Origin of the sequence: Pseudomonas sp. GL-B-12, assembly GCF_019955895.1 — a bacterium.
In the GTDB taxonomy this organism is placed as follows: domain Bacteria; phylum Pseudomonadota; class Gammaproteobacteria; order Pseudomonadales; family Pseudomonadaceae; genus Aquipseudomonas.
In genome coordinates this window covers 182,749-195,478 of sequence record NZ_JAHBCX010000033.1, presented here as the reverse complement: position 1 = coordinate 195,478, position 12,730 = coordinate 182,749, and the positions used below count along the sequence as shown (strand labels likewise).

Here is a 12,730-nt window from a genome sequence, read left to right as displayed (position 1 = left end):
GCTGCGTAACTTGGCATCACCGGCGCATCAGACACCGGAACTCACAATAAACGAACTGCCGAGGAACCTGAGATGAAACGACTGATCAGCAGCTGTGTTCTTGCACTCAGTGGTACCGCTTTGCTGAGCGCCAGTGTCATGGCCGCCGAACCTGCCGCGTGCCAGAACGTGCGCATGGGTGTAGTGAACTGGACCGACGTGATCGCCACCAGTGCCATGACCCAGGTATTGCTCGATGGCCTCGGCTACAGCACCAAACAAACCAGCGCCTCCCAGCAAATCATCTTCGCCGGGATCCGCGACCAGCGTCTGGACCTGTTCCTCGGCTACTGGAACCCGCTGATGACCCAGACCATCACCCCGTTCGTCGACGCCAAACAGGTCAAGGTGCTTGAAGCGCCAAGCCTGCAGGACGCCCGCGCGACCCTCGCCGTGCCGACCTACCTCGCCGACAAGGGCCTGAAAACCTTCGCTGACATCGCCAAATTCGAAAAAGAACTGGGTGGCAAGATCTACGGCATCGAGCCTGGCTCGGGCGCCAACACCCAGATCAAGGCGATGATCTCCAAGAACCAGTTCGGCCTCGGCAAGTTCCAGTTGGTCGAGTCCAGCGAAGCCGGCATGCTCGCTGCCGTGGATCGTGCCGTGCGTCGCAACGAAGCTGTGGTGTTCTTCGGCTGGGCGCCGCACCCGATGAACGTCAACGTGAAAATGGCCTACCTCACCGGCAGTGAAAACGCCCTTGGGCCGGACGAAGGCAAGGCCACGGTGTGGACCGTCACTGCGCCGACATACGCCGAGCAATGCCCGAACATCGGTCGCCTGCTGAGCAACCTGACGTTCACCGCCGAAGACGAGAGTCGGATGATGCAGCCACTGCTGGATCACAAGGACGCTTTCGAGTCGGCCAAACAATGGATCAAGGATCACCCGCAGGACAAAAAGCGCTGGCTTGAAGGCGTCACCACCTTCGATGGCAAACCGGCCGCTGAAAACCTGCAACTGACCAGTAAATAAACCCGATAGAACCACCGACTCGCAGCCCCAACGGGCTGCGAACGGGACCACCACGCCCGGCCAAAACCAAAAACTCGCCTGTAAGGAACTGCCTCATGAACCACGACGTCATCATCACCTGCGCACTCACCGGTGCTGGCGACACGACCGCCAAGAGCCCACACGTGCCGGTCACCCCGAAACAGATCGCCGCTGCCGCCGTGGAAGCCGCCAAGGCCGGCGCCACCGTGGTTCACTGCCATGTGCGTGACCCGCAAACCGGCAAGTTCAGCCGTGACGTGGCGCTGTACCGCGAAGTGATGGAGCGCATCCGCGAGGCGGACGTGGACATCATCGTTAACCTCACCGCCGGCATGGGCGGCGACCTGGAGATCGGTGCCGGCGAGAACCCGATGGAGTTCGGCCCGAATACCGACCTGGTCGGCCCGCTGACCCGCCTGGCCCACGTCGAAGAACTGCTGCCGGAAATCTGCACCCTCGACTGCGGCACCCTGAACTTCGGCGACGGCGACACCATTTACGTCTCCACCCCGGCGCAACTGCGTGCCGGTGCCAAACGCATTCAAGAGTTGGGCGTTAAAGCCGAGCTGGAAATCTTCGACACCGGCCACCTGTGGTTCGCCAAGCAGATGATCAAGGAAGGCCTGCTCGACAACCCGTTGTTCCAGCTGTGCCTGGGCATCCCGTGGGGCGCGCCGGCGGACACCACCACCATGAAAGCCATGGTCGACAACCTGCCGGCGGACGCGGTCTGGGCCGGCTTCGGTATCGGTCGCATGCAGATGCCGATGGCGGCGCAAGCGGTGTTGCTCGGCGGCAACGTGCGGGTCGGGCTGGAAGACAACCTGTGGCTGGACAAGGGCGTGCTGGCGACCAACGGCCAACTGGTCGAGCGCGCCGGCGAAATCCTCAGCCGCCTCGGCGCCCGCGTCCTGACCCCTGCTGAAGGCCGGGCAAAAATGGGCCTGACCAAGCGCGGTTGACCCTTACACACTTTCCCCCTGTGGGAGCGAGCCTGCTCGCGATAGCGGTTTACCTGCCTCAATTGATGCATCGGATGTACCGACGCCATCGCGAGCAGGCTCGCTCCCACAGTTTTTTCCGAGCCAAATTCAGGAAGTCGCCATGAGCTTTATCACCGAAATCAAAACCTTCGCAGCGCTGGGCAGTGGTGTCATCGGCAGCGGTTGGGTGTCCCGTGCCCTCGCCCATGGTCTGGATGTAGTGGCCTGGGACCCGGCCCCCGGCGCCGAAGCCGCCTTGCGCAAACGCGTCGCCAATGCCTGGGGCGCGCTGGAGAAACAAGGCCTGGCGCCGGGTGCATCGCAGGATCGCCTGCGTTTTGTCGCGACCATCGAAGAGTGCGTGCGCGATGCCGATTTCATCCAGGAAAGCGCCCCGGAGCGACTGGAGCTGAAACTGGACCTGCACAGCAAAATCAGCGCCGCAGCCAAGCCCAATGCCTTGATCGGTTCCAGCACCTCCGGCCTGCTGCCGAGCGAGTTCTACGAGAGTGCCACGCACCCTGAGCGTTGCGTGGTCGGTCACCCGTTCAACCCGGTTTACCTACTGCCGTTGGTGGAAGTGGTCGGCGGCAAAAACACCGCCCCTGAAGCGGTGCAAGCGGCCATGAAGGTCTATGAATCCCTGGGGATGCGCCCGCTGCACGTGCGCAAGGAAGTGCCGGGTTTCATCGCCGACCGCCTGCTCGAAGCGCTGTGGCGTGAGGCGCTGCACCTGGTCAACGACGGCGTGGCGACCACCGGCGAAATCGACGATGCAATCCGTTTCGGCGCCGGCTTGCGCTGGTCGTTCATGGGCACCTTCCTGACCTACACCCTGGCCGGTGGCGATGCCGGCATGCGCCACTTCATGGCGCAGTTCGGCCCGGCATTGCAATTGCCGTGGACCTACCTGCCGGCGCCGGAGCTGACCGACAAGCTGATCGACGACGTGGTCGATGGCACCAGCGATCAACTGGGCAAACACAGCATTTCGGCGCTGGAGCGCTATCGTGATGATTGCCTGCTGGCAGTGCTGGAGGCGGTGAAGACCACCAAAGAGAAGCATGGGATGGCCTTCAGCGAGTAATCAGTCAGCAGGCCCGGCCCCTTCGCGAGCAGGCTCGCTCCCACAGCTTATGCGCGGTCCTTGTGGGAGCGAGCCTGCTCGCGAAAGCGGCAGTCCAGTCACTCTAAAAATTGGATCAAAACCATGCCCACCCTCACCACCTACCAAACCACCATCATCCCCGACTGGGTCGACTACAACGGCCACCTGCGCGACGCCTTCTACCTGCTGATTTTCAGCTACGCCACCGATGCCCTGATGGATCGCCTGGGCCTGGACAGCAACAGCCGCGACGCCAGCGGCAACTCACTGTTCACCCTCGAACTGCACCTGAACTACCTGCACGAAGTGAAGCTCGACGCCCAAGTCGAAGTGCACACCCAAATCATTGCCCACGACAGCAAGCGCGTGCACCTCTATCACAGCCTGCATCTGGTCGGTGATGCCCAGGAACTTGCTGGCAACGAACAGATGCTGCTGCACGTGGATCTCGCCGGGCCGCGTTCGGCGCCGTTCAGCGAACAGTCCTTGAGCCGGCTGCAAGCCATCGTCGCCGAACAGGCGGACCTGCCAACGCCCGACTACATTGGCCGAGTGATCGCATTACCCCCAAAAAAATAACAAGGAGATCGCCATGAACACCGCCGCAGCATTTGCCGACTTTCGTACCTATCCGTTGATCAGCGCGCTGACTGGCGTGCAGACCCTGGCGGACCGTGTTCTCGTGAAATGGGCCGACAATCGCGTCAGCCCTTTCCACCATCAATGGCTGCGGGATAACTGCCCGTGCCCGCAGTGCGTCTACACCGTGACCCGCGAGCAAGTGCTGGAAATCGTCGATGTGGCTCAAGATCTGATGCCCGATAACGCCAGTATCGACGGCGATGGCTGTTTGTCGGTTGATTGGCAGGACGGCCACTCAAGCCGTTTCGACCCTGGCTGGCTGCGCGCCCATGCCTATGACGACGAATCCCGCGCCGAGCGTCAGGCACGCAAGCCTAAAGCCAGGCTCTGGCACAGCGATTTGCAGTTGCCGGTGTTCGAGTATCAAGCGCTGATGAACGACTCCGATGCCTTGTTGCAATGGTTGTTGGCGGTGCGAGATGTCGGATTGACCCAGGTCCGTGGCGTGCCTACCGAGCCCGGTTCCCTGAAGCTGATCGCCCAACGGATTTCCTTCATCCGCGAGAGCAATTTCGGCGTGCTGTTCAACGTGCAATCCAAGGCCGACGCCGACAGCAACGCCTACACCGCCTTCAACCTGCCACTGCACAGCGATTTGCCGACCCGGGAGCTGCAACCGGGGCTGCAGTTTTTGCATTGCCTGGTCAATGACGCCGAGGGTGGCGAGAGCATTTTTGTCGATGGTTTTGCCATTGCCGACGCCTTGCGCCGGGAAGATCCGGAGGCTTTCAAAAGCCTCTGCGAAATCCCCGTGGAGTTTCGCAACAAGGACCGTCACAGCGACTACCGCTGCCTGGCACCGATCATTGCCCTGGATGCGTTGGGGCAGGTGTCGGAAATCCGCATGGCGAACTTTTTGCGCGGACCGTTCGATGCCTCGGTGGAGCAGATGCCCAAGCTGTATCAGGCCTACCGGCGCTTTATCGCGATGACCCGCGAGCCTCGATTCAGGTTGATGCAGCGGCTCAATCCCGGTGAGCTGTGGTGCTTCGACAACCGCCGCACCCTGCATGCCCGCAACGCCTTCGACCCCACCACAGGCGCCCGGCATTTCCAGGGCTGCTATGTCGACCGGGATGAGTTGTTGTCGCGGATTCTGGTGTTACAGCGCTAGACCGCGTCATCGTTCTTCGCGAGCAAGCCCGCTCCCACATTCGATCGCATTCCTCTGGGAGAACTCGCTCAACTGTGGGAGCGGGCTTGCTCGCGAAGGCGGTATATCAATCAACACAAAACCCACTGAATCACAGACAAAAAAAGCCCCGATCAAGCCGTGACAGGATCGAGGCAGAGGGTACTGTTGAGGAGCTGCCGTGCGAGGGTGACCAAACCTTCGTGAAGCGAGCTGAGTCCAGTGTGCCCACTCCCCCGCGGGCCAGGTTAGCCGAAAACGACATGTTCATAACCAATTGAGCCATTGCGACAATTCGTCCTTGCCGACACCCGGCACCCCTACCAGAATCGAACCACGACACCGTTCCCTGAAGAAGGATTGCGTCATGATGCACGCCGATTTGATAGACCAGGAAGACCTGTTGGGCCAGCTCAAGTCGTTGGGGTTCAACGTGCCCAGTGGAGCCACCGCCGAGCAGGCTTGCGAGTGCGTGGTAAGGGGCTTGGACGATGCCCGGGCGTATGAACTTCGCAAGATGGTCAAGGAGATGTACACCAGTAGCGCGACGATCCTGCCAGCAGTGCGCCAGGCCATCGACAAACAATTGCTGCCGGCGTTGTCGGAGTACCAGCAAAGCCATCGCACTTGAGCGTTTGCTAGAGTGTCGGCCTGTTTGGCAACTGCGAGCAAACGCTGATGTTTCGAATCCAACACTGCCAGTCCAGCGAACAAGCGGGCTGGCTGCTTTTGCGTCAGGCCCTCTGGCCGGATGCTTCCGAACAGGAGCATCGGGATGAGATCGGCCACCAGCTGAGCGAGCCGCAACGCTACATCAACTTCATTGCTTACGACTGTCGGGAGCAACCCGTTGGATTGGTCGAAGCCTCATTGCGTCGCGACTACGTAAATGGCACCGACAACTCTCCGGTGGTGTTCCTGGAAGGTATCTACGTAGTGCCCCAGCAGCGCCGCCAAGGCTTGGCCGCACAGCTAATCGACATTGTGGCGCAATGGGGACGAGAACAGGGCTGCGTACAAATGGCCTCCGACACCGAGCTCGACAATCTGCTGAGCCAGAAGACGCACAAGGCGCTCGGTTTCGAGGAAACCGAGCGCGTCGTATTTTTCAAACGCCAGCTCTGACTAGAGCCTTACACTGGCAAACGTCGACTCATTGCGCGCCTGGCTCAGCGCCGACAACGGCCCGGACAACGGTGACAGCACCAGCGCTTGCGGCAAAGGCATCATCGCCACTTGTTGGGTGGTGTTGGACCCTACGCGTTCGTCACGCGGCGGAATGCCGAAGTATTCGCGGTAGCACTTGGAGAAGTGCGGCGTGGACACGAAGCCACAGACCGACGCCACTTCGATGATCGACATCGGCGTTTGCTTGAGCAGCTGGCGCGCGCGGATCAAGCGCAGCTTCAGGTAGTAACGCGACGGCGAACAGTGCAAGTATTTCTGGAACAACCGCTCGAGCTGACGACGGGACACCGCGACATACACCGCCAGTTCGTCGAGGTCGATCGGCTCTTCGAGGTTGGCTTCCATCAACGCGACGATTTCCTGCAACTTCGGCTGGTTGGTGCCGAGCATGTGCTTGAGCGGCACACGCTGGTGATCCTGCTCGTTGCGGATGCGCTCGTAGACGAACATTTCCGAAATGGCCGCCGACAGCTCACGGCCGTGATCGCGGCTGATCAAGTGCAGCATCATGTCCAGCGGCGCGGTACCGCCGGAGCTGGTGAACCGGTTACGGTCGAGGGTGAACAAGCGGGTGCTCATCGCTACACGCGGGAAAGCTTCCTGCATCGCCGCCAGGCATTCCCAGTGCACGCTGCAATCAAAACCGTCGAGCAGGCCGGCGCAGGCCAGGGCCCAACTGCCGGTGCACACCGCGCCGAGGCGGCGGGACTGGCGGGCCTGGCTTTGCAGCCATGACACGTGTTCGCGGGTAACAGTGCGCTGGATGCCGATGCCGCCGCACACGATGACGGTGTCCATTGGCGGGGCTTTGTGCATGGAGGCGTCGGGGGTGATCTGCAGGCCGTCACTGGCCCAGACCTGGCCGCCATCGACGGTGAGGGTGGTCCAGCGATACAGCTCGCGACCGGACAACTGGTTGGCCATGCGCAGGGGTTCCACTGCGGAGGCCAGAGAAATCAGCGTGAAATTGTCCAGCAGCAGAAAGCCGATGGATTGAGGCGCACGGTTCTGGGGTTGGGCCCCGGAGTTGAACGTCGTCATCGCGGTATCTCCTCACACAAAGCGGGTGATGGCCTCAGGCGGAGGCTCTTTTTATTGCCATCGTTCTCGCGTGGGAGACGGGCTTTGTAATGACAGAGCAATTGCCATGCCTAAATTTGAATGCGCGTTCAATAACTCCTAAAAACGACGTCGGAATGTGTCTATATATGTCTTGCAAGGCGTGGGGATTTAAATGGCCATCAGGACTGGCAAGCACCCCGGCCCACAAGCTGTGAGCAATTCGGTAGCACTTGTGGGAACGGCGTTGCGCCGCGATGGAAAAGAGTGTCACCGCAGGCACGGGTGACGGGCGGTCGAAGGCTGGTTGGCTCTCGATCAGTGGCAAGACAATTTATCTGTGAGCGACGCGCTAAAAGGTGGCGCGTTTTCGAGCTGGTGTTCACTTAGCGCGCAGTTTTGACTGGTCTGGCGCTATCGCGAGCAGGCTCGCTCCCACATTTGGAATGCGCTCCACCTGTGGGAGCGAGCCTGATCGCGAAGAATGCGACTCGGTACTACTGACTCAACACTCCACCGCACTCACCGCCAACCCACCCCGCGATGTCTCCTTATATTTGTCATGCATGTCGGCACCGGTATCGCGCATGGTGCGGATCACCCGATCCAGCGAAATAAAGTGCTGGCCATCACCGCGCAATGCCATTTGCGCAGCGTTGATCGCTTTCACCGCGGCAATCGCGTTGCGCTCGATGCACGGCACCTGGACCAGCCCACCCACCGGGTCGCAGGTCAGGCCGAGGTTGTGTTCCAGACCGATCTCCGCCGCGTTGCACAGTTGCTCTGGTGTAGCACCAAGGATTTCCGCCAGCCCGGCCGCCGCCATGGCGCAGGCCGAACCTACTTCGCCCTGGCAACCGACTTCGGCACCGGAGATCGAGGCGTTCTTCTTGCACAGGATTCCCACTGACGCCGCGCCGAGGAAGTAGTCGACGACATTGGCGTCGGTCACGACCTCGCTGAATTTCATGAAGTAGTGCAGCACCGCCGGAATGATCCCCGCCGCGCCGTTGGTCGGTGCCGTAACCATGCGCCCGCCGGCGGCGTTTTCTTCGTTGACCGCCAGGGCGAACAGGTTGACCCATTCCATGGCGCTCAAGGTCGAGCCGATCACGTTGGGTTTGTTCAGCTCCTGCAGGCTGCGATGCAGTTTCGCCGCACGCCGGCGCACGTTCAGCCCGCCGGGCAGGATGCCTTCGTGTTTCAGGCCCTGTTCAACGCAATCCTGCATGGCGCGCCAGAGCTTCATCAGGCCGCTGCGGATTTCGTCCTCGCTGCGCCACACCCTCTCGTTAGCCATCATTAACTCAGCCACGCGCAGCTTGTGTTTTTTGCACAGTTCCAGCAGCTCGGCCGCACTGGAAAAGTCATATGGCAACACAGTGCGGTCGAGGTCGACGACACCGCTGGAGGCCTGAGCCTCATCGACGACAAAACCGCCGCCGACCGAATAGTAGGTGTCGCGATACAACTCGCCGTCATCACCCTCGACAATCAGGGTCATGGCGTTGGGATGGAATGGCAGGTTCTCATCGATCAGGCGCATGTCCCGGGCCCAGATGAAGGGCACCGGCAAGCGACCGTCGAGCAGCAGCGTATCGGTCTCACGCAGGGTGGCGATACGAATGCCGATTTGCGACGGATCGATCGCATCCGGCCACTCGCCCATCAGGCCCATGATCACGGCATTGTCGCTGCCGTGGCCGATACCGGTGGCCGACAACGAGCCGAACAGCTGGACTTCGACACGCCGCACCTGCTCCAGCAATCCGCGCTCGCGCAAGCCCTGCACGAACAACGCCGCCGCCCGCATGGGCCCCACGGTGTGAGAACTGGAAGGGCCGATGCCGATTTTGAACAGGTCGAAAACACTGATAGCCATTACTGCCGAACTCCTGAATGGGCCCACTGCGCACGCAAAAACGCACGGTGACGGAGCTGCTACGCTCAAGCTGCAATCCGCCGAGATGACCGCATCATCAAGCTTTTATCCAGTTGTTCGACGTCTCTAACCGACGCACTCATGCCCACCAGCGCCGCGTGTCTTTTACGCCGTGTTTTCACCGTTTTTTTGCGGTTCAGAGGGGGAAAACGGGCTGAAAAAATCTGTAAACGACGTCACCGACACTGGATGCGACCATCCCTGTACTGGATACGACGCACCCTGTAGGCGTCAGATTTTCACTGGTACATGATCATATCGACTCGATTGCAAGGCGCAGTGGTAGAGCTGTCTCCAGAACGCCATCCAACCGCAACCTATAAGTGCGGTGGTCCAGTCGGAACACTGCCAAAAAAAACACCAAGGAGTCCATCCATGAAAGGTTCCCCGTCGTTGTTGTTGGCCGCCATGCTTAGTCTGCCGGTTCTGGCGCAAGCCGCAGAACCGGCGCAGTGCAGCACCGTAAACTTCTCCGATGTCGGCTGGACCGACATCACCGCGACAACCGCGACTACCAGCGTCGTGCTCAACGCCCTCGGCTACAAGACCAAGACCACCATGATTTCCGTGCCTGTGACCTACAAGTCCCTGGCCGACGGCAAGAACATGGACGTGTTCCTGGGCAACTGGATGCCGACCATGGAAAACGACATCAAGGCCTATCGCGATGCCGGCACCGTGGAAACCGTGCGTACCAACCTCAAGGGCGCCAAGTACACCCTCGCCGTCCCTCAAGCGCTGTACGACAAGGGGCTGCATGACTTCGCCGACATCGCCAAATTCAAGAAAGAGCTCGACGGCAAGATCTACGGCATCGAACCTGGCAACGACGGCAATCGTCTGATCCAGAGCATGATCGACAAGGATGCCTTCGGCCTGAAGACCGCCGGTTTCAAAGTCGTCGAATCCTCCGAAGCAGGCATGCTGTCGCAGGTCGACCGCGCGCAGAAACGCGACACCGCCGTGGTGTTCCTCGGCTGGGCGCCGCACCCGATGAACAAGCGTTTCAAAATTCAATACCTGACCGGTGGTGATGACTTCTTCGGCCCGGACTTCGGTGCCGCCACCGTGGCGACCAACACCCGCAAGGGCTATGCGCAGGAATGCAGCAACGTCGGCCAGTTGCTCAAGAACCTGGAGTTCACCGTCGACATGGAAAGCTCGCTGATGGGCAACATCCTGGACGACAAGATGAAGCCTGACGCGGCTGCCAAGGCCTGGCTGAAAAACAATCCACAGGTGCTCGATACCTGGCTCGCTGGCGTGACCACCATTGACGGTAAACCAGGCCTGGAGGCCGTGAAAGCCAAACTGGCCAAGTAATCGCTTATGCCGGGCGGCCTCGGCCGTCCGGGCTGTTTATTTCCTTGCATGCGGACGTTCACTACCATGCTGATTGATCAGAAAATCCCTTTAGGCCAGTACATCGCGAGCTTCGTTGAATGGTTGACGCAACACGGCGCCAGCACCTTCGACGCAATCGCCGTGACACTGGAAACGATGATCCACGGCGTGACGTTTGCGCTGACCTGGTTCAACCCGCTGGCACTGATCGGCCTAATCGCACTACTGGCACACTTCATTCAACGCAAATGGGGTCTGACCGCGTTTGTCGTTGCCTCCTTTCTGCTGATCCTCAATCTGGGGTACTGGCAGGAAACCATGGAAACCCTCGCCCAGGTGCTGTTCGCCACCCTGGTCTGCGTGGTCATCGGCGTGCCGCTGGGCATCGTCGCCGCGCACAAGCCGATGTTCTATACTTTAATGCGTCCGGTACTCGATCTGATGCAGACCGTACCGACCTTCGTGTACCTCATTCCTACCCTCACCCTCTTCGGGCTGGGTGTGGTCCCGGGCCTGATCTCCACGGTGGTGTTCGCGATTGCCGCGCCTATCCGCCTGACCTACCTGGGTATCCGCGATGTTCCGGAAGAATTGATGGACGCAGGCAAAGCCTTTGGCTGCTCGCGACGTCAGCTGCTCTCGCGAATCGAACTGCCCCACGCCATGCCAAGCATCGCGGCCGGTATCACCCAGTGCATCATGCTGTCCCTTTCGATGGTGGTGATTGCGGCACTGGTGGGCGCCGATGGCCTGGGCAAACCGGTGGTCAACGCACTGAACACTGCTGATATCGCCCTGGGCTTCGAAGCAGGCCTGGCGATCGTACTGCTGGCGATCATGCTCGACCGTATCTGCAAACAACCCGACGCCAAAGTAGGGGGTGACGCATGAGCATTATTCGCTTCGAGAACGTTGACGTTATCTTCTCCAAGGATCCACGCGAGGCGCTCAAGCTGCTGGATCAAGGCATGACCCGTAACGAGATCCTGAAAAAGACCGGGCAGATCGTGGGGGTCGAAAAGGCCAGCCTGGATATCGAAAAAGGTGAAATCTGCGTACTGATGGGCCTGTCCGGCTCCGGCAAGTCCAGCCTGCTGCGCTGCATCAACGGCCTCAACACCGTCAGTCGCGGCAAGCTGTTCGTCGAGCACGAAGGCAAGCAGATCGACATTGCCTCGTGTACGCCGGCAGAACTGAAAATGATGCGCACCAAGCGCATCGCGATGGTGTTCCAGAAGTTCGCCCTGATGCCCTGGTTGACCGTTCGCGAAAACATCAGCTTCGGCCTGGAAATGCAGGGTCGTCCCGAGAAAGAACGCCGCAAGCTGGTGGACGACAAGCTTGAGCTGGTGGGCCTGACCCAGTGGCGCAACAAGAAACCCAACGAGCTGTCCGGTGGTATGCAACAACGCGTGGGCCTGGCCCGTGCCCTGGCGATGGACGCCGACATTCTGCTGATGGACGAACCGTTCTCGGCACTCGACCCGCTGATCCGCCAGGGCTTGCAGGACGAGCTGCTGGAACTGCAACGCAAGTTGCACAAGACCATCGTCTTCGTGAGCCACGACCTTGATGAAGCGCTGAAACTCGGCAGTCGTATCGCGATCATGAAAGACGGCCGGATCATCCAGTACAGCAAGCCGGAAGAAATCGTCCTCAACCCGGCGGACGACTACGTGCGGACCTTCGTAGCCCACACCAACCCGCTGAACGTGCTGTGCGGCCGCAGCCTGATGCGCAGCCTGGACAACTGCAAACGCATCAACGGTTCGGTATGCCTGGATCCAGGTGGCGATTCGTGGCTGGACCTGGCCGAGGGCAACACCATCAAGGGCGCTCGCCAGAACGGGTCTGCGCTGGACTTGCAGAACTGGGTACCGGGTCAGGCCGTTGAAGGCCTGGGTCGTCGACCAACCCTGGTGGACTCGAACATCGGCATGCGCGATGCGCTGCAGATTCGTTATCAGACCGGCAACAAACTGGTGCTGCACGATAACAACCATGTGGTGGGGATTCTTGGCGACAGCGAGCTGTATCACGCACTGCTCGGCAAGAACCTGGGGTAAGGCAACAGATGCAAAAACGCCGCGAGAGAATCGCGGCGTTTTTGTTAGTGCAGATATAAGACTTGGAATACTGACAACTGTGGCGAGGGAGCTTGCTCCCGTTCGGCTGCGAAGCAGTCGTAGATCCGGATAGTGCGTTCTGCCTGAACTACCGCAGTCTCTGGTTTTGGGGCCGCTTCGCAGCCCAACGGGAGCAAGCTCCCTCGCCACATAAGATCTGCGGTGCAA

At 60.2% G+C, this 12,730-nt stretch carries 12 protein-coding genes; 10 read left to right on the top strand and 2 right to left on the bottom strand.

All coding sequences use genetic code 11. The annotated features are described in order from the left end of the window. Positions 1 to 72: 72 nt before the first annotated feature. The 7 genes from choX (at position 73) to aac(6') (ending at position 6,028) form a co-directional block, all read left to right on the top strand. Positions 73 to 1,017: a choline ABC transporter substrate-binding protein gene (choX, locus tag KGA85_RS18800; protein WP_223460451.1), complete on the top strand. Its 945-nt coding sequence runs from the start codon at positions 73 to 75 to the stop codon at positions 1,015 to 1,017. Between the two features lie 95 nt (positions 1,018 to 1,112). After that, complete coding sequence (locus KGA85_RS18795) at positions 1,113 to 2,000, top strand: 3-keto-5-aminohexanoate cleavage protein (protein WP_008048151.1); 888 nt, start codon at positions 1,113 to 1,115, stop codon at positions 1,998 to 2,000. 142 nt (positions 2,001 to 2,142) lie between these two features. Next, on the top strand, positions 2,143 to 3,108 hold the full coding sequence (locus KGA85_RS18790; RefSeq protein WP_095964145.1) for an L-carnitine dehydrogenase: 966 nt from the start codon (positions 2,143 to 2,145) through the stop codon (positions 3,106 to 3,108). A gap of 123 nt (positions 3,109 to 3,231) precedes the next feature. Continuing rightward, the gene (locus tag KGA85_RS18785; protein WP_223532926.1) at positions 3,232 to 3,708 is read left to right on the top strand and encodes a thioesterase family protein; all 477 of its coding nucleotides are present in this window, start codon (positions 3,232 to 3,234) and stop codon (positions 3,706 to 3,708) included. Between the two features lie 13 nt (positions 3,709 to 3,721). Further along, positions 3,722 to 4,885 (top strand): gamma-butyrobetaine dioxygenase, encoded by a 1,164-nt coding sequence (locus KGA85_RS18780; RefSeq protein ID WP_223532924.1) that lies wholly within the window; start codon positions 3,722 to 3,724, stop codon positions 4,883 to 4,885. 385 nt (positions 4,886 to 5,270) lie between these two features. Beyond that, a complete protein-coding gene (locus KGA85_RS18775; protein ID WP_223532922.1) occupies positions 5,271 to 5,534 on the top strand; it encodes a hypothetical protein in 264 nt (87 codons plus the stop codon). A 47-nt stretch (positions 5,535 to 5,581) separates the two neighbouring features. Next, positions 5,582 to 6,028 carry an aminoglycoside 6'-N-acetyltransferase gene (aac(6'), locus tag KGA85_RS18770; protein ID WP_223532920.1) on the top strand — a complete coding sequence of 149 codons (447 nt, stop codon included), beginning with the start codon at positions 5,582 to 5,584 and terminating at the stop codon, positions 6,026 to 6,028. Here the strand turns inward: aac(6') and KGA85_RS18765 are convergent, their stop codons facing one another. Both KGA85_RS18765 and KGA85_RS18760 read right to left on the bottom strand, forming a co-directional pair. Then, positions 6,029 to 7,132, bottom strand: coding sequence for a GlxA family transcriptional regulator (locus KGA85_RS18765; RefSeq protein ID WP_007975492.1), 1,104 nt, complete (start codon positions 7,130 to 7,132; stop codon positions 6,029 to 6,031). It abuts the gene before it with no gap. Between the two features lie 523 nt (positions 7,133 to 7,655). Beyond that, entirely contained in the window at positions 7,656 to 9,032 is a 1,377-nt protein-coding gene (locus tag KGA85_RS18760) for an L-serine ammonia-lyase (RefSeq protein ID WP_223460457.1), read from the bottom strand. A 435-nt stretch (positions 9,033 to 9,467) separates the two neighbouring features. Between KGA85_RS18760 and KGA85_RS18755 the strand changes: the two genes are divergently transcribed. From KGA85_RS18755 to choV, 3 genes are all read left to right on the top strand, one after another. Next, positions 9,468 to 10,415 carry a choline ABC transporter substrate-binding protein gene (locus KGA85_RS18755; RefSeq protein ID WP_223460459.1) on the top strand — a complete coding sequence of 316 codons (948 nt, stop codon included), beginning with the start codon at positions 9,468 to 9,470 and terminating at the stop codon, positions 10,413 to 10,415. Between the two features lie 66 nt (positions 10,416 to 10,481). Next, entirely contained in the window at positions 10,482 to 11,327 is an 846-nt protein-coding gene (gene choW / locus KGA85_RS18750; RefSeq protein WP_110662211.1) for a choline ABC transporter permease subunit, read from the top strand. After that, positions 11,324 to 12,502, top strand: a complete 1,179-nt coding sequence (gene choV / locus KGA85_RS18745) for a choline ABC transporter ATP-binding protein (protein ID WP_223460461.1) — start codon at positions 11,324 to 11,326, stop codon at positions 12,500 to 12,502. Before choW ends, choV begins: the two co-directional genes overlap by 4 nt. Positions 12,503 to 12,730 lie beyond the last annotated feature (228 nt).

Bases quoted from the DNA above. Each gene is read 5' to 3' on its own strand.
- choX (WP_223460451.1), top strand. From the start codon at position 73: ATGAAACGACTGATCAGCAGCTGTGTTCTTGCACTCAGTGGTACCGCT.
- KGA85_RS18795 (WP_008048151.1), top strand. From the start codon at position 1,113: ATGAACCACGACGTCATCATCACCTGCGCACTCACCGGTGCTGGCGAC.
- KGA85_RS18790 (WP_095964145.1), top strand. From the start codon at position 2,143: ATGAGCTTTATCACCGAAATCAAAACCTTCGCAGCGCTGGGCAGTGGT.
- KGA85_RS18785 (WP_223532926.1), top strand. From the start codon at position 3,232: ATGCCCACCCTCACCACCTACCAAACCACCATCATCCCCGACTGGGTC.
- KGA85_RS18780 (WP_223532924.1), top strand. From the start codon at position 3,722: ATGAACACCGCCGCAGCATTTGCCGACTTTCGTACCTATCCGTTGATC.
- KGA85_RS18775 (WP_223532922.1), top strand. From the start codon at position 5,271: ATGATGCACGCCGATTTGATAGACCAGGAAGACCTGTTGGGCCAGCTC.
- KGA85_RS18765 (WP_007975492.1), bottom strand. From the start codon at position 7,132: ATGACGACGTTCAACTCCGGGGCCCAACCCCAGAACCGTGCGCCTCAA.
- KGA85_RS18760 (WP_223460457.1), bottom strand. From the start codon at position 9,032: ATGGCTATCAGTGTTTTCGACCTGTTCAAAATCGGCATCGGCCCTTCC.
- KGA85_RS18755 (WP_223460459.1), top strand. From the start codon at position 9,468: ATGAAAGGTTCCCCGTCGTTGTTGTTGGCCGCCATGCTTAGTCTGCCG.
- choW (WP_110662211.1), top strand. From the start codon at position 10,482: ATGCTGATTGATCAGAAAATCCCTTTAGGCCAGTACATCGCGAGCTTC.
- choV (WP_223460461.1), top strand. From the start codon at position 11,324: ATGAGCATTATTCGCTTCGAGAACGTTGACGTTATCTTCTCCAAGGAT.